The 23878-nt window shown below is 51.3% G+C and carries 22 protein-coding genes and 1 pseudogene; 8 read left to right on the forward strand and 15 right to left on the reverse strand.

Going from position 1 to position 23878, the window contains the following annotated elements:
* Positions 1 to 4 precede the first annotated feature (4 nt).
* The 15 genes from tolR to aspS form a co-directional block, all read right to left on the reverse strand.
* Positions 5 to 451, reverse strand: coding sequence for a protein TolR (tolR, locus tag BZG72_RS00095; protein ID WP_046075367.1), 447 nt, complete (start codon positions 449 to 451; stop codon positions 5 to 7).
* A gap of 3 nt (positions 452 to 454) precedes the next feature.
* On the reverse strand, positions 455 to 1141 hold the full coding sequence (gene tolQ / locus BZG72_RS00100; RefSeq protein ID WP_077606951.1) for a protein TolQ: 687 nt from the start codon (positions 1139 to 1141) through the stop codon (positions 455 to 457).
* Positions 1138 to 1545: a tol-pal system-associated acyl-CoA thioesterase gene (ybgC, locus tag BZG72_RS00105; RefSeq protein ID WP_046075472.1), complete on the reverse strand. Its 408-nt coding sequence runs from the start codon at positions 1543 to 1545 to the stop codon at positions 1138 to 1140. The genes tolQ and ybgC overlap by 4 nt, the downstream gene beginning before the upstream one ends.
* 230 nt (positions 1546 to 1775) lie before the next feature.
* The gene (locus BZG72_RS00110) at positions 1776 to 2072 is read right to left on the reverse strand and encodes a cyd operon YbgE family protein (protein WP_046075365.1); all 297 of its coding nucleotides are present in this window, start codon (positions 2070 to 2072) and stop codon (positions 1776 to 1778) included.
* Complete coding sequence (gene cydX, locus BZG72_RS00115; protein ID WP_021024361.1) at positions 2065 to 2172, reverse strand: cytochrome bd-I oxidase subunit CydX; 108 nt, start codon at positions 2170 to 2172, stop codon at positions 2065 to 2067. Before cydX ends, BZG72_RS00110 begins: the two co-directional genes overlap by 8 nt.
* 15 nt (positions 2173 to 2187) lie before the next feature.
* On the reverse strand, positions 2188 to 3324 hold the full coding sequence (gene cydB, locus BZG72_RS00120) for a cytochrome d ubiquinol oxidase subunit II (protein ID WP_046075364.1): 1137 nt from the start codon (positions 3322 to 3324) through the stop codon (positions 2188 to 2190).
* 11 nt (positions 3325 to 3335) lie between these two features.
* Positions 3336 to 4919 carry a cytochrome ubiquinol oxidase subunit I gene (cydA, locus tag BZG72_RS00125; RefSeq protein ID WP_198930040.1) on the reverse strand — a complete coding sequence of 528 codons (1584 nt, stop codon included), beginning with the start codon at positions 4917 to 4919 and terminating at the stop codon, positions 3336 to 3338.
* 525 nt (positions 4920 to 5444) lie between these two features.
* Positions 5445 to 6458 carry a Holliday junction branch migration DNA helicase RuvB gene (gene ruvB / locus BZG72_RS00130; RefSeq protein ID WP_046075362.1) on the reverse strand — a complete coding sequence of 338 codons (1014 nt, stop codon included), beginning with the start codon at positions 6456 to 6458 and terminating at the stop codon, positions 5445 to 5447.
* A 3-nt stretch (positions 6459 to 6461) separates the two neighbouring features.
* Positions 6462 to 7091, reverse strand: coding sequence for a Holliday junction branch migration protein RuvA (gene ruvA, locus BZG72_RS00135; RefSeq protein WP_077665830.1), 630 nt, complete (start codon positions 7089 to 7091; stop codon positions 6462 to 6464).
* Between the two features lie 717 nt (positions 7092 to 7808).
* Positions 7809 to 8435 (reverse strand): hypothetical protein, encoded by a 627-nt coding sequence (locus BZG72_RS00140; RefSeq protein ID WP_198930039.1) that lies wholly within the window; start codon positions 8433 to 8435, stop codon positions 7809 to 7811.
* Between the two features lie 39 nt (positions 8436 to 8474).
* Positions 8475 to 9104: a hypothetical protein gene (locus tag BZG72_RS00145; RefSeq protein ID WP_077665831.1), complete on the reverse strand. Its 630-nt coding sequence runs from the start codon at positions 9102 to 9104 to the stop codon at positions 8475 to 8477.
* The gene (locus BZG72_RS00150; RefSeq protein ID WP_241832497.1) at positions 9097 to 12003 is read right to left on the reverse strand and encodes a phospholipase effector Tle1 domain-containing protein; all 2907 of its coding nucleotides are present in this window, start codon (positions 12001 to 12003) and stop codon (positions 9097 to 9099) included. The genes BZG72_RS00145 and BZG72_RS00150 overlap by 8 nt, the downstream gene beginning before the upstream one ends.
* Positions 12004 to 12318: 315 nt before the next feature.
* Positions 12319 to 12840, reverse strand: coding sequence for a crossover junction endodeoxyribonuclease RuvC (gene ruvC / locus BZG72_RS00155; protein ID WP_046075360.1), 522 nt, complete (start codon positions 12838 to 12840; stop codon positions 12319 to 12321).
* Positions 12841 to 13587, reverse strand: coding sequence for a YebC/PmpR family DNA-binding transcriptional regulator (locus BZG72_RS00160; RefSeq protein WP_046075359.1), 747 nt, complete (start codon positions 13585 to 13587; stop codon positions 12841 to 12843). It abuts the gene before it with no gap.
* Positions 13588 to 13771: 184 nt separating this feature from the next.
* Positions 13772 to 15556, reverse strand: a complete 1785-nt coding sequence (gene aspS, locus BZG72_RS00165; protein WP_077665833.1) for an aspartate--tRNA ligase — start codon at positions 15554 to 15556, stop codon at positions 13772 to 13774.
* Positions 15557 to 15812: 256 nt separating this feature from the next.
* Between aspS and BZG72_RS00170 the strand changes: the two genes are divergently transcribed.
* The 8 genes and pseudogenes from BZG72_RS00170 to BZG72_RS00205 all read left to right on the forward strand — a co-directional run bounded on the left by BZG72_RS00170 (position 15813) and on the right by BZG72_RS00205 (position 23842).
* Positions 15813 to 16691, forward strand: coding sequence for a DUF72 domain-containing protein (locus BZG72_RS00170; protein ID WP_077665834.1), 879 nt, complete (start codon positions 15813 to 15815; stop codon positions 16689 to 16691).
* A 133-nt stretch (positions 16692 to 16824) separates the two neighbouring features.
* Positions 16825 to 17553, forward strand: a complete 729-nt coding sequence (cmoA, locus tag BZG72_RS00175; protein ID WP_077578106.1) for a carboxy-S-adenosyl-L-methionine synthase CmoA — start codon at positions 16825 to 16827, stop codon at positions 17551 to 17553.
* 27 nt (positions 17554 to 17580) lie between these two features.
* Positions 17581 to 18552: a tRNA 5-methoxyuridine(34)/uridine 5-oxyacetic acid(34) synthase CmoB gene (gene cmoB / locus BZG72_RS00180; protein ID WP_077665835.1), complete on the forward strand. Its 972-nt coding sequence runs from the start codon at positions 17581 to 17583 to the stop codon at positions 18550 to 18552.
* Between the two features lie 367 nt (positions 18553 to 18919).
* The gene (locus tag BZG72_RS00185; RefSeq protein ID WP_077665836.1) at positions 18920 to 19711 is read left to right on the forward strand and encodes an ATP-dependent zinc protease family protein; all 792 of its coding nucleotides are present in this window, start codon (positions 18920 to 18922) and stop codon (positions 19709 to 19711) included.
* A gap of 5 nt (positions 19712 to 19716) precedes the next feature.
* Positions 19717 to 21219, forward strand: a pseudogene (locus BZG72_RS00190) (inactive transglutaminase family protein); the annotation flags it as partial.
* A gap of 46 nt (positions 21220 to 21265) precedes the next feature.
* Positions 21266 to 22273 carry an alpha-L-glutamate ligase-like protein gene (locus BZG72_RS00195; protein ID WP_167369759.1) on the forward strand — a complete coding sequence of 336 codons (1008 nt, stop codon included), beginning with the start codon at positions 21266 to 21268 and terminating at the stop codon, positions 22271 to 22273.
* 150 nt (positions 22274 to 22423) lie between these two features.
* Positions 22424 to 22936 carry a VC2046/SO_2500 family protein gene (locus BZG72_RS00200; protein ID WP_077578101.1) on the forward strand — a complete coding sequence of 171 codons (513 nt, stop codon included), beginning with the start codon at positions 22424 to 22426 and terminating at the stop codon, positions 22934 to 22936.
* Positions 22937 to 23194: 258 nt separating this feature from the next.
* The gene (locus tag BZG72_RS00205; RefSeq protein ID WP_046075351.1) at positions 23195 to 23842 is read left to right on the forward strand and encodes an SDR family NAD(P)-dependent oxidoreductase; all 648 of its coding nucleotides are present in this window, start codon (positions 23195 to 23197) and stop codon (positions 23840 to 23842) included.
* The last annotated feature ends 36 nt before the right edge of the window (positions 23843 to 23878 follow it).

Consider the following 23878-nt stretch of genomic DNA (forward strand, 5'->3'; position numbering starts at 1 on the left):
TCACCTACGACTCGTACGGCTCTGTCATTAACCCCACTGACGACACGCCAGCTTGGTTTAATGCATCAAGCGTCAGGATGATTTCTGAATAAGGCACCCGGCCATCGCCGCCCACTAGCACAGGGGACTTAGGATTGAGCTGCAGCTCAGCTTTAACGCGCACCAGAATTTCTTCCAAGCTCAAACCGCGGGTCATATCGCCATTATTGACACTGAGCCCTAATTGCCCGTCTTTATCCACTTCCACAATGATAAAAGCGCCGCTATCTTCCTCTTCTGCCAGCTCTGCGGCGGTTTTCGCTTGTGCCGTTTGTGGCAGATCGACATCCACTCCCTGGGTCACAAATGGGGCGGTCACCATAAAGATAATCAGCAGTACCAGCATCACATCAATGTACGGGACAACATTGATTTCCGCCGTCATCTTGCGCCGTTTAGGTTGATACGCCATGGATCACTCCTGGGTTGCCGCAAACGCTTGACGATGAAGAATGCTAGAGAACTCTTCCATAAAGTTCATGTAGTTATGCTCGAGCTTACTGACTTTGGCGGTCAAGCGGTTGTACGCCATGACCGCTGGGATCGCAGCGAACAGACCCATGGCTGTCGCCACCAAGGCTTCAGCAATCCCGGGGGCGACCATGGCCAACGTCGCCTGCTTTACCGCGCCTAGGGCGATAAAGGCATGCATGATCCCCCATACGGTACCAAACAGGCCAATGTAAGGGCTGATCGACCCCACCGTCGCCAAAAATGGCAGATGGGTTTCCAGCTCTTCCACTTGTTTTGATAACGACACGCGCATCGCCCGCGAAGTCCCTTCCATCACGGCGTCGGGCACTTTGTCGTTGCTGCGATGCAAACGCGCGAATTCTTTAAAGCCGGCGTAAAAAATCTTCTCGCTGCCCGTCAAATTGTCTTTGCGCGCTTGCACTTCTTGGAATAGTTGAGAAAGATCGATCCCAGACCAAAATCTGTCTTCAAACCGTTCAGCTTTGCTAAACGCGTGCTGCATGACCTTGGAGCGCTTGATGATCATCGCCCAAGATACCACTGACATACCCAGTAATATCAGCATCACTACCTTGACAAGCAAGCTTGCTTGCAAAAACAGGTCGAGAATGGAAAGTTCAGCGGTCACGTCATCATCTCCGATTTAATCTGTGTTGGAATCGATTTGGGTTTCATGGTTGTTGGGTCGACACAGGCTATCTTAACCGTCGCCGCACACAATGCTTTTTGATCAGAATTCACCAAGCTTTGACAAAAGGTCATGCTGGCGCGCCCCATGGCTGACACTGTGGTGACAACCTCCAGTGCATCATCAAGCCGTGCACCGCGGTGAAAGTCAATATCCATATGGCGCACAACAAAGGCGGTGCGATCGGCAAAGAGCGCTTGTTGATTGACACCGATCTCACGCAACAGTTCAGTGCGTGCCCGCTCAAAGTAATTGAGATAATTGGCGTGGTAAACCACTCCCCCGGCATCTGTGTCTTCATAGTACACACGAATCGGCCAGCGAAACGGCGTTGATTCTGTCATGTCTTTACCCATGATCGGTTTACGATAGGCAATTACTATACCTAAGTTGTGGATGTATAGAAATGCTGAGACAGCGCGGCTGGCGCATTGGTCGCCCATCAAGCCGTCGAGAAGTGATGTGCTGCAAAAAACGCGCAATTACTCACGCTAGAGTGATGAAAAAAGCACCACTCGGGTGCCTTTGTCATTCGTTTGTCACTTTGCGCTTGCTCACCGAGCGCCTAACTCAACTAGCGCAGCCACATCAAGGCGAGCAACAGAAGGGATACGCCCCACCCGAATGGCGGCCAGGTGAGCCACCGGCTCCATTTGCCTTGCGCCGTGAAACCGACGGCATGGATCACCCCGACACAGGTCGCGTAGAGCAGCCCCACGCCCATCGGAAACGTGACACCGCCCATGCGCTGAGCAAAGGCTTCTGGCGCCCACATTACTTGGCCGCCCCAGCACAGGGCACTGGCCAATGAGAGCAGCCGCCAAAGGCCAGAAAAGTGCTGGCCTACGGGAGCAGGTTGGCGCTCACTCATTGTCGTGATCCATCGCTTCGGTGTGCTCCAACCATAAGGCATTGATAATGCCAAAGGCGCATGCCAGCAGCACACCAAGAATCCACGTGAAATACCACATATGCAAGCTCCTTAATCAGTACAGTGAATGGGTGTTGTCTTCAATATATTGCGCGTCTAAGCGACCAAACATTTTAATATAGCACCACAGGGTGTAAGCCAAGATAATCGGCACAAACACCGCCGCGACGATGGTCATGATCGACAAGGTTAGCTCGCTGGAGGTGGCATCCCACATGGTCAAGCTGTGACCCGGGAAAGTGCTCGATGGCATCACAAAGGGGAACATTGCGATACCCGCGGTCAAAATCACGCCCGCCACGGCTAAACTCGAGAACAAGAAAGCCCAACCTCCGCGCTCAAGACGTGACGCCAGCAGTGCCAACAATGGCATGACGGCGCCGACCAGTGGTGCTAACCAGAGGATTGGCATCGCTTGATAATTACGCATCCAAGCGCCGCTTTGTACCGCGACCTCTTTCGCCAGTGGGTTAGAGGCTGCTTGGTTCGCCGCCTCACTGACCACCACAAAGCCATCTATATTTTGTACCCAGAAGCCTGCTGCCACAAAGAGTACGGTGGTCAATAATGCACACAGTTGCGCGACATTACGTGCGCGTACATGCAGCGCATCGGTAGTTTTTAGTTGCAACCAGGTTGCGCCTTGCAACACCACCATAAACAGGCTCACCAATCCACACACCAGTGCGAAGGGATTAAGCAGTGCAAAAAAGCCACCGGTGTAGGTTGGGATCAAGAGATCGCTAAGCTGGAACGGCACCCCTTGTAAGAGGTTACCAAAGGCGACCCCGAAAATGACCGGTGGTACAAAGCCCCCCAGCACCAAGCCCCAATCCCATGCGGTGCGCCAGCGTGGGTCATCGATTTTTGAGCGATAGTCAAAGCCCATGGGACGGAAGAAAAGCGCCGCCAGTGTGACCACCATCGCGATATAAAAACCAGAAAAGGAAACCGCATACACCAACGGCCAAGCGGCGAATAATGCCCCGCCTGCGGTCACTAACCAGACTTGGTTTCCTTCCCAGTGGGGCGCGACAGCGTTAATCATTACCCGACGTTCACTGTCGGTTTTGCCGATCAGGGTGAGCAAGGCGCCCACCCCCATGTCAAAGCCATCAGTGACGGTAAAGCCGATCAGTAACACACCGATCAGTACCCACCAGATCAGGCGTAACATTTCATAATCAAACATGCTCTCTCTCCTTATGCTTCAATCTGGCGGCTGAAATCCGCTTCTGGATTGCCTTTTTGTTCAAAATGGTAGCGGCCGGTTTTGAGGCTGCTGGGCCCAAGGCGGACAAACTTGAACATCAGATAAAGCTCAGCGACGAGGAATACGGTGTAGAGCGAGCAAATCGCCACCATCGAGAAAATAATATCGCCAGCGGCCAAATTCGATGCGGCCACGTGCACGGGGAGGATTTCCCCCACCGCCCAAGGCTGACGGCCATACTCGGCAACAAACCAACCCGCTTCGCAGGCGATCCATGGCAGAGGAATACCAATCAGCGCAAGCTTCAGTAGCCATGGTTTTTCATCGATACGCTGGCGACAGGTTTGCCAGAACGCCATGCCAAAAATAAACAGCATCGCAAAGCCGCACGCTACCATGATCCTAAAGCTCCAGAACAAAGGCGCCACTTGCGGGATAGAGTCTTGCGCGGCTTGCTGAATTTGCCCTTCCGTCGCATCCACCACCTTGTCGGTGTACGGCTTAAGGAGCAGGCCATAACCGAGATCGTTTTTCACTTCATTGAACGCGGCTTTGGTTTCCGGTGATTTCTCGCCGGCACGCAGTTTTTCCAGCAATGCGTACGCCTGCATACCATTGCGGATGCGGGTTTCATGCTCAGCAATCAAATCGGTTAAGCCTGTCACTTCTTTATCCAGTGAGCGCGTGGCAATGATCCCCATCGCATAAGGGATTTTGATCGCATAATCAGTCTGCATGGTCTCTTGATTCGGCAGCCCCACCACAGTGAACGCCGCTGGCGCTTCTTCGGTGTGCCACTCGGCCTCAATCGCTGCCAGTTTGACCTTTTGTACATCACCCAGCTCGTACCCGGACTCATCACCTAAGATGATTACCGATAAAATGGCCGCCATGCCAAACGAGGCAGCAATCGCAAACGAGCGACGCGCAAAGGCAATATCACGGCCTTTGAGCAGGTAGTAAGCGCTGATCCCCAGAATGAACATCGCCCCTGTGGTATAGCCGGCGGCAACGGTGTGAACAAACTTCACCTGTGCGACGGGGTTAAAGACCACGTCGGCAAAGCTCACCATCTCCATGCGCATGGTTTCAAAATTAAACTCTGAGCCCACGGGATTTTGCATCCAGCCGTTGGCCACCAAAATCCATAGCGCAGAAAAGTTAGAGCCTAATGCCACCAGCCAGGTGGTGACCAAGTGCTGACGTTTACTGAGACGATCCCAACCAAAGAAGAACAGGCCCACAAAAGTGGATTCAAGGAAGAAGGCCATCAGCCCTTCAATGGCAAGCGGGGCGCCAAAAATATCCCCTACATAGTGGGAATAATAGGCCCAGTTGGTTCCGAACTGGAACTCCATGGTAAGGCCGGTTGCTACACCGAGCGCAAAGTTAATTCCAAAGAGTTTGCCCCAAAACTTGGTCATGTCTTTGTAGATTTGCTTATCGGTCATCACGTATAACGATTCCATGATGGCCAGCAAAAATGCCATGCCCAGAGTTAAAGGAACAAACAGGAAGTGATACATCGCGGTCAGCGCAAACTGCAGCCGCGATAAATCGACGATATCGGTAATCATGGTCACTCCTTTACACCGCTTTCGGTGCCGATACTGGCGTATCGCTCGTTTTACTTTCTCACCCTGCACGGCAGTCAAAACAGCTGGCTGGCGCGGGGAAAGCTACACACTTCTTAATTGACTGCTTGCATGTTACACAGTTGAAACACCAAGGTTATTCTATAGTTAAATTTTATCTAATTAAGGTATAACTAATATTATAGGCGCAACAATTGGGTGTTAATCGTGTTTTGCTCGGTTTGTCGACTCGGCTGCAAAAACAATAAGACGAACCAACCGAGAGACAAAACTGTGATTAACCACGAAGAAACTAGGCGAGATGGCGGCATTAACGGAAGCCATCTCTCATTGCCTTGTCACCGGCAACCGCCAGCAGATGGGGTTACGATAAGGGTTCACGTGCTACATAACCTTAATCTAGATCAAAAAACCCCATCGGTTGTCGGCCAATGGGGCAGTTTTAGCAAAAAACGTCTTGATCTTGATTAAGGTTTGCGAGGATTTTCAGCGCAGTCTATCCGATTAGGTTTTCGGCAAATCAAAGCCAAAATGCAGATACGCACGCTGGCTGGCAATCCGACCACGTGGTGTGCGTTGCAGGTAGCCTTGTTGAATCAAATAAGGCTCAATCACATCTTCGATGGTGTCTTTCTCTTCGCCAATCGCCGCCGCTAAGTTATCAAGCCCCACCGGCCCGCCATCGAACTTCTCAATAATGGCATTGAGTAGCTTGCGATCCATGTAGTCAAAGCCTTGGCTGTCGACATCGAGCATATCGAGCGCACGTTGGGCAATATCAGCACTGATATCTCCCGTGCCTTTTACTTCAGCATAATCACGCACACGACGGAGTAAGCGGTTAGCAATACGTGGCGTACCACGAGAACGACGCGCCACTTCCATCGCCCCTTCCTCATCGGTTGATAACGCCAAACAATGTGCGCTGCGTTTCACGATACCGGTTAGATCCCCCACGCTGTAATACTCTAAGCGCTGGGTAATGCCAAAACGGTCACGCAAGGGCGATGTCAGCGAGCCGGCGCGGGTGGTGGCACCAATCAGGGTAAACGGGGGTAAATCGATTTTGATTGACCGCGCGGCAGGCCCTTCACCAATCATGATATCCAGCTGATAGTCTTCCATCGCGGGGTACAAGACTTCTTCTACCACTGGGCTTAAGCGATGGATTTCATCAATAAACAGCACATCATGAGGCTCAAGGTTGGTGAGCAAGGCGGCCAGATCGCCGGCTTTTTCTAATACAGGGCCTGACGTGGTGCGAATATTGACGTCCATTTCATTGGCAACAATATTGGCCAAGGTGGTTTTACCCAGACCTGGCGGGCCAAAAATCAATAGATGATCGAGCGCTTCTTGGCGTTTGCGAGCAGCATGGATAAAGATTTCCATCTGATCACGGACGTGATTTTGGCCTTGGTAGTCTTCCAATAACTTAGGACGAATCGCGCGGTCGATCACCTCTTCTTCCCGATCAGGGGTGGTTTGCGCCGAGATTAAACGATCAGCTTCTATCATGGGTTACACCATTGAGCGCAGCGCGTGACGAATGACGTCTTCGCTGCTCATGTCATCAGTTGTAATTTGTTTAACCACTTTTTCAGCCTGTGCCGCTTTATAACCCAGCGCGACCAAGGCGCTCACCGCCTCATCCGCGGCAGACGAAATCGTGGTTGGCGCTGCGCGTAGGGCTGCGCCCTCAGCCGTCGCGGCATCCGTGTGCGGGGTAAAGAGATCGAACGCTTCCCAGTTTTTAAGCCGGTCGCGCATTTCAATCACCAAACGTTCCGCGGTTTTCTTACCCACCCCGGGGATTTTCACCAGGGTCGAGACATCATTATGCTCGACACTGTCGACAAAGTGGTTAGCCGTCATCCCCGATAAAATCGCTAACCCCAGTTTAGGTCCCACGCCATTGGCCTTGATCACTTCCCGAAACAGCGCTCGCTCACGTTTACCGCTAAAACCATAGAGAAGTTGCGCATCTTCACGCACTACAAAATGCGTGTACACGGTAGCGGTTTCACCCACCTCCGGCAATTGATACAAGCAGTTCATGGGCATGCTCACTTCATAGCCGACGCCGTTCACATCAATCAAAATCTCAGGAGGTTGCTTTTCTATCAGGGTTCCCTGTAATCGGCCTATCACAATCGCGTCTCTGTTTGTTACTTTGCCCCAAGGATAAAGAATAACTGGATCTATATCCAGTCGGATTGACGACGGGCGGATTACGGATTACGGATTACGGATTACGGATTACGGATTACGGATTACGGATTACGGATTACGGAAAAGCGTAACGTGCCTGTCCCTGTAGAAAAAGTGCCTAGGGCCTAGAGCCTAGGTTCCTAGGACCTAGGCACTACTTCCTGCTCTTCCCGTATTCTGTAAGCGAAGCGCTCTGTATTCAAAAATCCTAAATATCGCGTAGGTCGGACAAGCGCCAGTGCGATGTTAACCCTGAATACCCAAGCCGACGCGCGCCCGTTGGCAATTTACACATACCCAACACTATGCCTGGGGCTTGTGTCACCTACACCAATGGCAACATCGATGTATAACTAGGCGTAGAAAGTGCGGCTCGATGGTTTTGTCACGCCCTCTGATCATGGCTCAAATTCTGTCTGCATTCCCACGCAGGAGCGTGGGAACGAGTAATCGTAGCCGATGACACCACCGATATATAAATCAGGCGTAGGTCGGATAAGCGCCGGGGCGATGTTAATCCTGAATACCCAAGCCGACGCGCGCCCGTTGCACGGCGCCTCCGACATTGTGGTCAAATTTGGCATCGAACGTGACAGGCGACCGTTGGCAATTTACACATACCCAACACTATGCCTGGGGCTTGTGTCGCCCCTCATCCTACTCAGATAAACTCGCTTTTTTACGCTTTTCCAAATCGGCAAAAAAGGTGTTTGGGAAAGGTGTCGAAGAAGATTCGCCTTTTCCATCAAAGAGAACGACCACATTAGTCTGGTTTTTAGGTGAACGGACGACCCACCCGTTTGGGTCTGCTCCCTGTTTAGGCGTACAGTCATCGTACATATCAACGCACGATTTTGAGTAGAAGACCCGTACTCTAGGGCCATCAACAATTACCTCCATCGAACCATAGTCACGGTCGAAATTTTGGTAGTAATTATCCATTGTTTTCATTTTGGCTTCGGCATTATCTGGAATGGGAGCAGATATGCGGTGATATGATTCGAAAGGGTATTCCCATCCTTTAGCCCAGTACCCCTCAATGTAAGAGGGTGCATCCATGCGTCCACCAGACGAATGAGCTCCTGGATAGCCACTGACGGCCCCCATTGCAAAATTAGCCTTTCCGCCTGATTGGGTGGTGATTACCATTTTTTTCACACCATGTTCGCCGGAGGTGCTGCCATTAGTAAATCCGACCTCAGCCGTATAAGGCTCAGGCTCACAGCCAAAAATCGCTAACGATAAGAGTAGTGATAAAAAGGCTTTCAATTTAATCACTGCCAAATACCTGGCTCCTAGATTGGCATCAATTGACACTTAGATCTATTCCGGAGAGTTTGCCTTTTGCCGGTGTTCTGATGTCGCAGTGTCAGCTGAAGGAAAAGGAGTCGGAGAAGATTCGCCTTTGCCATCAAAGAGAACGACCACATCAGTCTGGTTTTTAGGTGAACGGACGACCCACCCGTTTGGGTCTGCTCCCTGTTTAGGCGTACAGTCATCGTACATATCAACGCACGATTTTGAGTAGAAGACCCGTACTCTAGGGCCATCAACAATCACCTCCATCGAACCATAGTCACGGTCGAAATTTTGGTAGTAATTATCCATTGTTTTCATTTTGGCTTCGGCATTATCTGGAATGGGAGCAGATATGCGATGATAGGAGATTAAACCGCTACTCGGCTCTGGGTTACCTTTTGCCCACTCACCTTCGATGTAAGCGGGGGCATCTATTTTTCCTCCGCCTGAGTGGGCCCCAGGATAACCACCGACAGAACCCATAGCGAAGTTTGCTCGGCCTCCTGATAGCGTTGTAATCGTCATTTTGGACACGATATGCCGACCGGTAGTACTGCCATTAGTAAAGCCAGCCTCAACGGTGTAAGGTTCGGGCTTGCAACCTAAAACAGCCACTGATAAGAGCAGTGGTAAAAATGCTTTCCATTTAGTCATTGCTAAATACCTGACGTTTGGGTTGGTTATTACGGTCAATGCTCAATGCGTTAACGAACCTCTCGATTGCACTTTCGTAACCGGGATTTATAAGTGCATCATGGGGGCGATGAATATATTCTCGAGATAAAACTACTTCATCTTTTTTCCACTGATTTTGAATGGAGCCTGATGGAAGCTTTTTCATAGACGACCACATACGCGTTATAAATGAGTCATCATGCTCATCGAAGGGCTCAGAGTTTAGCTTGTTTAAAGCATCCGTATCCCAGATAACACCCTGTTTTTCAGCTTGCTGTTTCATCCGCTCAAAAGTGAGCCCTGCCAGTGCATTGCTGGTTGGGATAAAATGGTAGTAATGTAGCTCACCGTTGACGAGCTTAACTTCACCATGAATACCGTGCTCTTCTCGCGTTTGTTGTTGCCAAGCTAGATTCTCTTGCGCAAGCTTTTGTTGAGCATAGGCGGCAAGTTCATGGGCTGATTTAAATTTTTGAATATCAGATTGATACTTATCATAAAGTGATGTTTTATGGGTAAGCTTTCTATGATACGTCGAGTCTACAGGTTGGTTGAGGCGTGCAGGTAGGTCTGTCCTGCCATATTGGTTTTTAGATGGATAGCCACCGCCAATATCGGTGTGACAGCCAGGGAATACTTCTTGACAGAAAATACCGTCACTGAAGGCAACCGCCTCGGTGTGGCCTTTCCCTAACGAAGTTAATGGAAAGTTCTCACGGTACTCATGCTGTGCACAAATCTGGAATACTTTTTCTGCCGCATTTGGTTTGAGGCCAAGCTTATATTCCCCTTCGTCATTGTTACCGGGCATATAAAATGAGCCTACGGTATCAAAAAGGCCCACAAAACGAACAGAAATACGGCGCTGTGTATCTGCCGCATAAAATTCATCGGATAGGGAATCAAACCGCTTATAGCTCTCATTGCCTAGTAAGTTTGGATAAATCTCGCTAGGATTTTTGCTTCTTTCGGGATTGCTATAGTCAGGAAAACCGGCCTCTAGTGCATTGACAAAATGCCTTGCCAATGCGGCACCGCGGCTGAACCCAAACACATCAAACTGAATGTGATTGATTTTATGATATTCGGTTCCAAGTCGGCGAATAATGCCGTTAACTTCTTTTAACAGTGTTTGCCACTTCCACAATCCACCAGTGTCATCAAACACGCCAAAAGCTTGTCCAGGGAAGAGTTTTTCATCACCACCCGCATCAATGGTTGGGTTACGCTCTCCGGGAATAATCGGAATATCATCCACTGTGCCGACCCCAGATACATAAATTTTAGCTGATTGGCCATCTTGTTCTGGGTACGCTTCAAATAGGCGAGCAATATTGGTACGCGACTTATTGCCGTACGTCTCTTTGTATTCATCATTAGGGCTATTTTGCCCCGTACCATCAAAGAAAACCCCAATACGCAGTGTCCGTTCGCGTTTTAGGTTGACGACTGGAAGCTCTTTTTCGACTGTTTTTTCATCGCTGATTGCTTTAACAGCAGAATTAAGTAAACAACGCTCGCTGTAGTCGTAAAACGTATTTAATGGATGATTGAACCAATCTGGAGATATGGGTGGAAAGCCGTAAGAAGCGGTTTGAGTTTGCTTTTTCTCCGTCGGCTGACTAACCGTTAGGCTATCACCCACCGCTAACGACATCGGTTCAGCGTCATACTGCGGATTCAAACCCAGCAGCTGCTTAGCGGATAAGCCATATTGTTCGGCAATTGTCGGCCATGATTCACGTTGGCGGGTAGTCGGATCAAACTTAACGGTATGGGTTAATGGTTGCGCTGAGTCACCAGTTTTATCGCTATCCGCATTTGCCGGAGAGTCGTCTCGATTAGCAACGGTTTGCTTAGGGGCGGCGAGTAAATCGCTGATAGATAGCTTTACGCCGTTTTCTGCTAGCCATTCTTCGTCTGGGTTATCAAGCGTCTCGCGAGTGATCGGTTCTTCGAGATAGACAAGATGTTGGTCTTCGACTTCTTTCCCGCCAATCTTCCAGTACACCAAGAGCGCGCTTTGATAACGATTAAAACCTTGCTCCTGGTTGAGTCTGTCATGTTTAGAGCGCGTGGCGAAAAACTGCCATTTGCCATCACCCAGCAGCTTGTACTCCTGCACTAAGCGCTTTTGATAAAAGTGGTAGTAATAGCCTTCGGTGGGTAAGCCTAGTCGCTCGCCGAGTTGAACGGAGGGGGTTACAGGAATAAAGGCTTCTTGGATTACTCCAGAGCCAATCGGCTTCATCTGCACGGGCTCGGGCACGCTGATGCCCATTGACGCTGATGCTATTTTGGCAACAAGCTTTTTGGGCTCATTGAATGCGGTATACGTAGTGTACTTAGTGCCGTGTTCAGTGCGCGCGGTTTGCCAATCACCCTTCACGCCTTCTTGTTGTGTTTTGGCTAACTCAAATTTACCCCCGACTGTCTTGCTAAAGACCTTGTCCGAGCTGGCAATCTCAAAACAGTACTCGTACTTAAGTGGCGGTGGCGCATCTGAACGGTCAGGTTTTACCGGTTCCGGCACATAGGTGTCTTCGATATTGGTTGCGGCATGCGAACTGTGACTCGCACCGCCGGAGCCACTCGCGCCACCGACCGCACTGCCAGACTGATTGGCTCGGGCGGCAAGTGCTGAACGGGCTTGTGGTGAGAGGGTCGTTTCAGTGTCTGGCGAGAGGGACCAAACCTTATTCGTATTATCATGCACCATCGCGGGCCGCGTTGGGGGGTCAGCCAACAGGGCAAATTCACCGCTATCAAGCTTTTCTTTGAATTGTGAAAAGCTCACCCCATCGGGCATCACTCCATCAAGGTCTCGCTCATTCAGCGCCTCAGTATCGCCCTCTACTTGCCCAAACTCATAAGCCATAAGTTCAGTCAATCGAACTAGTTTGTAACCCACCGCATTGTCCGCCTGCCAAGAATCATGACGGATCATTCTACGCAACGGGCCAGATTTTTGGATAGGTTTGTTGTCATCGTTAGGTTAGCACTGGCTAAACTGTGAAATGCGTGCAAGATCGGATAACAGGAGGGATCATACGTGCGGATAGCCGTTGCGCCCGTTGCACGGCGCCATCGGACATCGTGGTCAAAATTGGCGCCAAACGTGACAGGCGCCCAGGTAGCATAGTGCATTATTGTTGACATAGTACCGGGGCTTGTGTCACCTACGCCAATGGTATCATCTATATCGGCCGCGGCGGGCGGCGTTGGCTTTGCCGGCCATGGCGATGAGGGTGTGATTGGTGTGGGCATGGCAAATGGCAACCGCGAGGGCGTCGGCGGCATCGGCTTGCGGGGTGGCGCTGAGCTTTAACATGTGGGTGACCATATGCTGGACTTGCTTTTTATCCGCGCTGCCTTTTCCCACTACGGCTTGCTTGATAAGCCTCGCGGCATATTCAGAGACAGGTAAATCGGCGTTTACCGCCGCAACAATGGCGCTGCCGCGCGCTTGCCCCAGTTTAAGCGCTGAATCCGCGTTACGGGCCATAAACACTTGCTCAATGGCAAAGTTATCCGGTTGGAACTGGGTGATAACTTCACTCACCCCTGCGTAGATATGTTTCAGTCGACCGGGTAAGTCGTCTGTCTCGGTGCGAATACAGCCACTACCGAGATATTCAAGATGCCGACCATGTTGGCGGATCACCCCATAACCGGTGATCCGCGAACCTGGGTCAATCCCCAGTATCACTGCCATTTAGCTTAAACTCGCTGCCACTTCGTCCGAGATATCACCGTTATGGTAGACTTCTTGCACATCGTCAAGGTCTTCTAACATATCGATCAAGCGCAGCAGCTTCGGTGCCGTGTCTGCATCTAACTCCGCTTTGGTGGATGGCACCTGAGTCACCTCTGCTCGCTCAGCTTCAAACCCAGCTTTATCTAAGGCATCTTTTACATAGCCAAAGTCATTGGGGGTGGTGTACACATCCATTGAGCCGTCGTCATAGGTGACCACATCGTCCGCGCCGCCTTCGAGTGCCGCTTCCATCACCGCATCTTCTTCAAGGCCGGATGGGTAGGTGATCACCCCTTTTTTATCGAATAAGAAGCTGACTGAGCCATCAGTACCCAGGTTACCACCGGATTTTGAAAACGCATGGCGCACACCTGACACAGTACGGTTGCGGTTATCGGTCATGCACTCCACCATCACCGCCGTGCCCGCAGGGCCATAACCTTCATAGATGACGGTTTCCATGTTCTCGTCACCTTCGCCGCCCGCACCGCGTGAAATCGCACGGTTGATGGTATCGCGTGTCATGTTATTTGACAGCGCTTTATCCACCGCGGCACGCAGGCGTGGATTGGTTTCCGCCTCGGGGCCACCCTCTTTGGTTGACACCACAATTTCTCGGATAAGCTTGGTGAAAATCTTACCGCGCTTCGCGTCTTGAGCGGCTTTACGGTGTTTAATGTTCGACCACTTACTGTGACCTGCCATATCGACTCTCCGTTTTTTGCGCTCCCCTCACGTGAAAGGAGTAATAAGAAAAAACGCGCCTTGGCTTTTCAGTCTGAGGCGCGTTGAGACATTGACCTTGCGCCTTGATACGACCGCCTGGTGACGGCAGCTATCGGTCGCAAGGATAAGACGGGCAAGGCTGCTTGCCCGTCATCAGGCGAATCTATTCGCTGTGTTCGTTTTGCTCTGCCGCTGCGGTAATGCTCAGCGCCAGTTCTTCAAGCGCCGCATCATTAGCAAGGCTTGGCGCGTCAGTCATCAAGCATGCCGCTGCGGTGGTTTTCGGGAAGGCAATCACGTCACGAATGTTCTCGGTGCCGGATAGCAACATCACCAGGCGATCCATACCAAACGCCAGACCTGCGTGTGGTGGAGTACCGTATTTCAATGCATCCAGCAAGAAGCCAAATTTCTTGCGCTGCTCTTGCTCATCAATGCCTAATGTTTCAAACACCGCGGCTTGCATTTCTGGGTTATGGATACGCACCGAGCCACCGCCCACTTCGTAACCATTTATCACCATGTCATACGCGTTAGAATTCGCCGCCGCAGGATTTGCCACCAGCTCTTCAGGTGTCACGTCGGTCGGCGCAGTGAACGGGTGGTGCATCGCATGCAAGTTACCCTCGTCGTCTTCCTCAAACATTGGGAAGTCAACCACCCACAATGGTGCCCACGCTTGGGTGTCGGTCAGCTCAAGATCTAGGCCTAGCTTCACACGCAATGCGCCCAGCGCTTCAGTGACCACTGATTTCTTGTCGGCACCGAATAGGATAATGTCACCGGTTTGCGCCTCAGTGCGTGACAGAATGCTTTCTACCACTTCGGCATTGAGGAACTTGGCCACCGGCGATTGAATGCCATCAAAACCGGCGTCACGGTCGTTGACTTTCATCCACGCCAAGCCTTTGGCGCCGTAGATGCCAACAAAGTTGGTGTATTCATCAATCTGCTTGCGCGACAAGCTGGCACCGCCTGGCACACGAATCACAGCCACGCGGCCTTTCTCATCGTTTGCCGGGCCAGAGAACACTTTAAATTCAACATCTTTGACGATGTCTGCTACATCGACGATTTCGAGCGGGTTACGCAAATCTGGCTTGTCGGAGCCAAAACGGCGCATCGCTTCTTCATACTTCATGGTGGGGAACGCGCCCAAGTCCACATTGAGCAGCGATTGCCACATTTCACGGATCAATTGCTCGGTCACCTCGCGCACTTGGTCGGCGCTCATGAATGAGGTTTCGATATCAATTTGTGTAAATTCTGGCTGGCGATCGGCGCGCAAGTCTTCATCACGGAAGCACTTCACGATTTGGTAATAGCGATCAAACCCGGACATCATCAGCAACTGTTTGAACAGCTGTGGTGATTGCGGTAACGCATAAAAATTACCTTTGTGGACACGGCTTGGCACCAAGTAGTCACGTGCGCCTTCTGGGGTCGCTTTGGTGAGTACCGGGGTTTCGATGTCTAAAAAGTCATTGTCATCGAGGAAACGACGGACAAAGCTGGTGGCTTTAGCACGCAGTTTAATCCGATCGCTCATTTCAGGGCGGCGCAAGTCAAGGTAGCGATACTTCAGGCGCTGCTCTTCGGAAATAAACTGGTTAAAGTCAATCGGCATCGGTGCACTGCGGTTGATGATCTCCAACCCTTTCGCCACCACTTCGACTTCGCCTGTGGCCATATCACTGTTGATCTGGCTCTCTGGACGCGCACGCACTTCACCACGGATGGTCAGGCAAAATTCGTTACGCAATTTGTTTGCTTGCTCGTAAACATCACCCATATCAGGGTCAATCACAACTTGCACCAGACCTTCACGGTCGCGCATGTCGATAAAAATCAAGCCGCCCAAATCACGGCGGCGGTTAACCCAACCACAAAGACTTACTTCTTGCCCGACGTGGGCTTTATTCAGGTGACCACAATATTGGGTGCGCATAGATTATTCCTGATCTGTTCTGATGATTCCGCTTGCCCCCTGGGGCACAAGCCTGCCAAATACTGAGGGGAATTCGGGTAACAGCGTCTGTCGTACCTGACGGTACGCCCCCATGAGTGCCGTTACTGTCAAAGACCTGCCATTATAAAGGAAAAGCCCCGCTCTTGGTAAAGCGATCGCACTTAAAACCGATAGTTTTTTTGTCCAAATCCTTTTAGGCTATTACTTTATTGGTTCGCAACGCATCAGCACGGGCATGACCTCCTTATTACACCAACTCCCCTCTCCACCCCTGCGGTTGGGGCTGACGCAATGGTCTCATCCCAGTTGGCAGCATCACTTTTATCCGCCAGGCACCAAGTCAGGCGAGCGCTTAGCCCGTTATGCCGAGGTGTTTAATACCGTCGAGGGCAACACGACCTTTTACGCCTCCCCCTCGCCGCAAACGGTGAATAATTGGGCGGCCGCCATTCCAGACAGTTTTCAATTTACCTTTAAGCTGCCGAAAACCATTACCCATCAATGCCAGCTGCGTCATGCGCAAGACTTAACCGCCGACTTTATTAAGCTGATGGCCCCGCTCCATGAGCATATTGGCCAGTGGACGATTCAACTGCCGGCGCGCTTTGGTCCAGACGGGTTGCCCAGCTTAGACACGTTTCTTACAACGCTGCCGCGCGATTTGGCCATCGGTGTCGAAGTGCGTCACCCGGCCTTTTTTGCCAAAGGCGACGCAGAGAAAGCGCTCAACCGACTGTTGATCGATCATAACGCCAACCGTGTGATCATGGACAGTCGCCCGGTATTTGCGGCTAAACCCGACACCCCTGCCATTATTGATGCGCAAAAGAAAAAGCCCCGGGTGCCCGTGCATGCCATCGCCACCAGCGCAGCGCCCATGGTGCGTTTTATCGGCCATCCTGATTTGCCCGAAAATACCGCGTTTTTTGACCCTTGGATCTCACGCTTATCTCAATGGATAGCCGCGGGCAAAACGCCCTATTTAATGATTCATACCTCAGATAACGATCAGGCCCCTGCGTTGGCCGCACAATTATATCAACGTCTTGATTTATCAACGCCACTGGCTTCCGTCACGCGCGCCGCACAAAGTCAACAGGGCGCGTTGTTTTAATCTCGCCGCTAGCACGCGTTCTCACCGTGCAGACAGACGCAGAAAAATTCACTACAATACGCCGCTTTTGTGGCAAGCTTTGGGTGCAAAACGCACCAAAGCCTGCCAGCTTGGCTGATTTGTAGGGGCTTACATGGCTAATCAGGATAAAATTTTCGCAGCGCCTATCGAAAAAATGGGCGATTTCACCTTCGATGAAAATGTCGCTGAGGTGTTCCCGGATATGATCCAGCGCTCGGTACCGGGTTACAGCAATATTATTTCGGCCATCGGCATGCTGGCCAAGCGTTTTGCGGCGCCTGATAGTCATATTTACGATCTTGGCTGTTCGCTGGGTGCTGCCACTTTATCGATGCGTCGCCATATTCCTCATGACAGCTGCAAAATTATTGCGGTGGATAACTCACAAGCCATGGTTGAGCGTTGTCGCTTGCATGTTAACGCGTATCGCGGCGCCGCCGATGTTGAGGTTCGCGAAGCCGATATTCGCGACGTCGAGATAACCAATGCCTCGATGGTGGTGCTCAATTTTACCCTACAATTTTTAAGCCCTGACGATCGCCAAGCCCTACTCACTCGCATTTATCAAGGCTTGAAGCCAGGTGGGATCCTGATTCTATCCGAAAAGTACCGCTTTGAAGACGAAACCGCCAATGAATTGCTGATCGATTTACACCACGATTTCAAGCGTGCCAATGGCTATAGCGAGCTTGAGATCAGCCAAAAGCGCAGTGCACTGGAAAATGTGATGCGCCCAGACAGTATTGCCACCCACCAAGCGCGGCTCCATGCCATTGGCTTTAGCAGCGTCGCCATGTGGTTCCAGTGTTTTAACTTTGGTTCGATGCTCGCGATTAAGTAAGACGAGCCTGACAGTACGAGTAATCTGATGTTTGATTTTTCCGATTTTTATCAGCTGATCGCCAAAAACCGTCTAAGCCATTGGCTCGAGGTGTTGCCAGCACAATTAGCCGATTGGCAAAACCAGCCGCATGGCGATATGCCCAAGTGGATAAAAGTGCTCAACAAGATACCCACCACCGCGCCCGAGACGGTTGAGCTGAAAGACGCAGTGCGTATTGGTGATAACAGTAGCTTACCTAATGGCGAGCGCAAAAAATTAGAAAACTTATTGCGTACCTTGCACCCTTGGCGCAAAGGCCCGTACCAGGTACACGGCATTGATATTGATACAGAGTGGCGCTCAGATTGGAAATGGGATCGCGTACTCCCGCATATCTCGCCGCTAAAAGGGCGGTATGTGCTTGATGTCGGTTGCGGCAATGGCTACCACATGTGGCGCATGTTGGGCGAAGAGGCCGCATTGACAGTGGGCATCGACCCCTCCGAACTCTTTTTGATGCAATTCGACGCCATTCGTCGCTTGATGGGTAACGATCAGCGTGCGCACCTGCTGCCTTTAGGGATTGAAAAACTGCCTGCGCTACGCGCGTTCGACACCGTTTTCAGTATGGGTGTGTTGTATCACCGCCGCTCCCCTCTCGATCATCTGATGCAACTCAAAGATCAATTGCGTAAAGATGGCGAGCTGGTGCTGGAAACCTTGGTTATCGATGGCGATGAAAACGCGGTATTGGTGCCTGCCGGTCGTTATGCACAAATGCGTAACGTCTATTTTTTCCCGTCTGCCCGCGCGTTAAAAGTGTGGCTGGAGAAAGTCGGATTTGTCGATGTGCGTATTGTCGACGAGTGCGTCACCACCACGGATGAGCAGCGCAGTACCGAGTGGATGACTCATAACTCGCTGCCTGAGTACCTCAACCCAGATGACCCAGCGCAAACCATCGAAGGTTATCCAGCCCCCAAACGCGCGATCTTAGTGGCTCGCAACCCGGATTAAACAACAGCCCGGACACCGCTCCCCCATACCACCGCCCTTACTCGCCGCCTCACTGGGCGGTGATAAGGGTGAACATGGCGGTGAACGCCGCTTACCGACCTCACACCTGACGCTGACACCACGCTCGCAATCACGACGCATGTATTGACGGCTGTGTTTTATTTCACCGCCTGAGTGCTTGTTTGCTAACAACTTTGCTTTATTACCGTCGATTAAATCAGCGTTTAGTCAATTCTGACTAACATTTGACAGAATCCCCCTACCCATCTTTGTCGCATCCTTTAGAATTTGCCCTCGCCGTCGCGATCAGCGCTTTACTGCCTGTGACATGGCTAGCCGCAACCCTTCTTACGCTGTGGAGATTTAGATGCTATTTCGTTGCTCACTGATCAGTGCGCTTTTACTTACGTTGTCCGGCTGCACATTAACCTCGCAGCACCAACACCAGGAAACGCTCAGTAAATTTGATAATCTGGCTGCCCAACACCAGCAGCAACAACAAACCATCACCGAGACATTCGCTCAACATGGCACAGCGTTAAATCAGTTGGCCGACAAAGTGAGTGCGCTCGAAAGCCAACTGACCGTGATTCAGCGTACCCAGGCCAAGCTTTACGCCAATGTGGCGACCGACACCGCTGACGTCAAAGTGAAAGAAAAGGTGGTGCGGGTGCCCGTTAACGACGGCAAGATTATTCTCGGTGGACGCGAATTTGTCTGGTTTGATGCGGTCGAAAACACCTTCCAATCCCGTGTGGATACCGGTGCCGAAACGTCTTCACTCAACGCGGTGGATATCCAAGAGTTTGAGCGTGACGGCGATACCTGGGTCAAGTTCAACGTCAATCATAGTGAAAACAGCGATCAGCCAGTGATCATGGAAATGCCGGTGAAACGCTGGGTGCGTATCCGTCAATCGTCAAGCGATAGCACTGAGCGCCGCCCAGTGGTCGAAGCCTGGATTCGTGTCGGTAACATCCATGAGAAAACCGAATTCACCCTCGCCGATCGCACCAACATGGAATACCCAGTGCTGCTCGGCCGCGAATTTTTTAAAGACTTGGCGGTGGTTGATGTCAGCCAAGTCCATATTCATCCGCAATATCAGCCGGACACGCCATCGGAACCAGGCGATGACACCCCCAAAACAAGTAGGTAATCGATATGGTTTCACGGGTTCCTTTTTATTTTTTAATTGGCTTTTTAGTTGTCGCAGGTATTGCACTCAGCGCGTACCGTCATTTTGTCTATGGCGTGCCATGGCTGGCTGACGAAACGCGTCAAGTGTGGCAAATCGAGGCGAGAATCAATTTCGATGCCAACGACGGGCCGGTCAAAATCAGTTTGGCGGCACCAGACAGCCAGCCGGGTTTGACCCTGATTGATGAAAGCACCTCATCGGCCGGGTACGGTTTTTCCTTGCTCGATACCGAGCATGGCCGCCAAGCACAGTGGTCGGCTCGACAAGCGAGTGGTGAGCAAACGCTTTACTTTAAGAACCAGATGCTGGTTGATGACAGCGCGCGCTACACCATGACCCCGCCCGAGGATGACGTGGTCGCCACGCCTGTCATGGATAATGCCGCGAAAAACGCCGCACTCGCGCTGCTTGACCGTGCTCGTGCCCGCTCTGCCGATAACATCACCCTGACCCGTGAGCTCATCAAACAGCTAAATAGTCCTGATAGCCAAAACGCGGCACTGCTACTCAACACGCTTGATAAACCCGATGCGCTGCGCAAAACCTTGGCTCTTGAAGGCATTCATGCGCGCGTGGTGGGCGGTTTAGAGCTTGAAGATGGCCGGCGCCGCCAAAGTATTTCCCCCATGTTGCAAGTGTGGCAAGACAGTCGCTGGCACTTGTTTGATTTAGTCAGCGGACAAAATGGCCATCACGATAACACGCTGTTATGGAACCAGCATGGCGGGCCGCTGCTAGAAGTGATGGGCGGTGAGCACAGCCAGGTGCACTTCTCCATTATTTCGCAAGACATCAGTCCGCAGCAGGCCACCTCGGCCAAGGTGTCGGCCGACGATTTGCTCAACTTCTCTATCCATAGTTTGCCCATTGAAGAGCAGGCAATGTTCAAAACCATCATGCTGATCCCAATCGGTGCGCTCATTGTGGTGTTCTTGCGGGTGATTGTGGGGCTCAAAACCTCTGGTACTTTTATGCCAGTGCTCATTGCCGTCGCCTTTGTCCAAACCCAGCTCATCACCGGTATCGTGGGCTTTGTGTTGATTGTGGGCACGGGGCTGGTGATCAGAAGCTACTTATCCCGGCTCAATTTACTCTTGGTAGCACGAATATCGGCCGTGATTATTACCGTGATCCTGATTATTTCCGTCTTTAGCGTGATTGCCTTCCATATTGGTTTAATGGAGGGGCTCACCATTACCTTCTTCCCGATGATCATTCTGTCATGGACGATTGAACGGATGTCGATTTTGTGGGAAGAAGAAGGGGCAAAAGAAGTGGTGATTCAAGGTGGCGGCTCACTGCTCACTGCCGTACTGGTATATTTAGCGATGACCAATGATTTGATTCGCCATCTCACCTTTAACTTTATTGGCCTGCAGCTGGTTATCCTTGCACTTATCTTGCTACTGGGTAATTACACGGGCTATCGCTTGTCTGAACTCAAGCGCTTCCGCCCCTTAGCGGAGCCGAGTAATAAGCCACTTGGGTTAGCTACCACCTCAGGAGGCGATGATGCGCAAACTCCTCGATAAGTTAGCCTCTCCGTTTCGCCTTAACCACGCAGGGATCATGGGCATGAACCAGCGCAACATTCGCTATATTGGTCGCTACAATGACAGGCGTTTGTATCCATTGGTTGATGACAAGCTACAAACCAAACTCATCGCCCAACAAGCGGGGGCCACGGTGCCTGAACTGATTGGGGTGATTGACAGCCAAGCGGATGTCAAACGCATCCACGCCATGGTCGCCAATTGGCCCGGCTTTGTGATTAAGCCTGCACAGGGCTCTGGCGGAAAAGGCATCTTAGTGGTGACAAAAAACCACCAAGGTGTCTATACCAAAGCCTCGGGGAAAGCGGTCAGCCATAATGATGTGGAGCGCCATATCACCAATACCTTGGCAGGCCTTTTCTCGCTGGGAGGCAAAGCCGATGTCGCCGTGGTCGAAAATTTAATTGCGTTTGATGATAGCTTTCAAGGATTTAGCTATGAGGGTGTGCCCGATATCCGCGTGATTGTTTTTCAAGGCTACCCAGTGATGGCAATGATGCGTCTATCGACCTCGGCGTCTGATGGCAAAGCTAACTTACACCAAGGTGCCGTTGGCGTCGGCTTAGATATGGCGACGGGCAAAGCACTAAAAGCGGTGCAGTTTAATCGCCCTATCACGCATCATCCAGATACCCATCAAGATCTCTATACCCTGCAAGTGCCTCACTGGCAGCAGCTTCTTACCCTCGCCGCCAGTGCATGGGAAATGACGGACTTGGGTTACATGGGCACCGACATGGTGCTGGACAAAGAAAAAGGTCCGATGGTATTGGAGCTCAATGCACGACCAGGCCTCGCCATTCAAATTGCGAATGGATGTGGCCTGCTTCCGCGCCTTGCTCTGATTGAATCTCTGCCGCCTTGTCGCTATCCGCCTCTACCGGAAGACCGAGTGGCGTTTTCAATGCAACATTTTGCTGGTCAGAGTACGCAGCCCTTGCAACCCAGGCTTGCGGAGGCAGGATGAGTTCGTACAGCGTTCACTCGACGTTATAGGAGACATGGTCACCAGCCAAAGATATTTAAGCCAAACCAAAGAAAAGCGTTAAAGTTTCTCGTCTGCTGCCGATAGCCTAGTTATTACCGTATCGACCACGTCATAACTAGGGTAACCACAGTGACTATCCATACCATCGACAAAGCGCAGCTGATTAGCGACGTTCAGTTTGGGGACAACCTAAACCATGCGGTGGTACAAGGGCGTCGTTCCGACTTTGCCCTGATGATGGCGCTATTGTCTGGTGATGCCAACGAGTCGACCCCGCTGACGCCGATTGATGCGCCCGTCAGCAATGATCAGGTGCTCCGTCAGCAGTTCCAACTGCCCAACCCACAACCTCTTGCCGCCAGCAATGAAGAAGACTATCAACGCGCCAGTGCGCAAGCCGATGCCTTTCATCGAGGCGGCATTGCTAGCGCCAACCTGCGCTTTCAGCTTGCTCCCGCGGCCATGCATTATCCCCCTCAAGGTACACACGGTTTTGACGAAGCGGTCTATCATAATTTATCTGGCCACGAACGCCGTCACTTGACCGATACCGAGCCCAAGCGCCCTGCGTATAACCCCGCCACTTTGTATGAAAAGCTCACCACCTCACATTGCTTTGATAAAATGCGTGTGAGCGCATAATGCGTCAGATCGCAAGTCGATCTTGATGACATTGGTGGATCCTTTATCAAATTGTGATCCTCTATAGATTCCCGATATTCTTTTTGCCATTCCACCTGACGTTTTTAGTCTTTTTTTCGCAGTCCTCGTATTTATGGTCCAGTATTACACTCCCATGCTTGAATAAGGTGTGAGTAAGCTGTCACTTTCTCGTGACTTGCTTGGGTAAATAAATGCATCAGGTTGTTTTAATAGACTGATAATTATGAGGAAACTCTCATGAAGATCGATAGCGCAGTGGTCGTCATTACCGCAGGTGGTTCACCGTCTGGACGCGCCATGGCTGAGCATTTTTGCTCGCTTGGCGCCAACGTGGTGCTGCTCGATACCGAGTGGCCAGCGCTGCGCTTAAGTGCCGATCAATGCCGCAACTATCCGGGGCGCGTTCAGCCTATTTGTTTAGCTGACCATGAGCCTGAATCTATTCACGATGCGTTCAGCCAAGTTACTCGGCTTTTTGGTGGCATTGATGTGCTCATTAATCATTGGCAAGGGGATATCCTGCCTAAGCTTTTTGACAGTGACAATCAATGGGACACACCCAAAACACTCAGTGATACCACGTCACAATACTTTTTGGTCGTCCAACGTGCAGCAGAATGCATGCAGCAACGCGGTCGGCCAGGCGTGATCATTAATGTCGCGGGCACTCATCTCACGCCCGATACGGTTGCCAACGCCATGATTGGCGGTTTGACCCAGCGGTGGGCCAAAGAGCTTTCCGCGCTGAAAATTCGTGTCGGCGGTATTGTCCCGCGTCACCGAAGCCAGCCGAGTCGCGGTGTCGATGATGAGTTTATCCGCAATGCCGAGTACATCGTCTCCAACGATTCTTTTAACGGCCGGTTGTTAGAGGCAAGTGGGTAGAAGATCGCTCTCTCAAATACAAAAAGACCCGCCGAA

Source organism: Salinivibrio sp. PR6 (assembly GCF_001995955.1).
Classification (GTDB): domain Bacteria; phylum Pseudomonadota; class Gammaproteobacteria; order Enterobacterales; family Vibrionaceae; genus Salinivibrio; species Salinivibrio siamensis.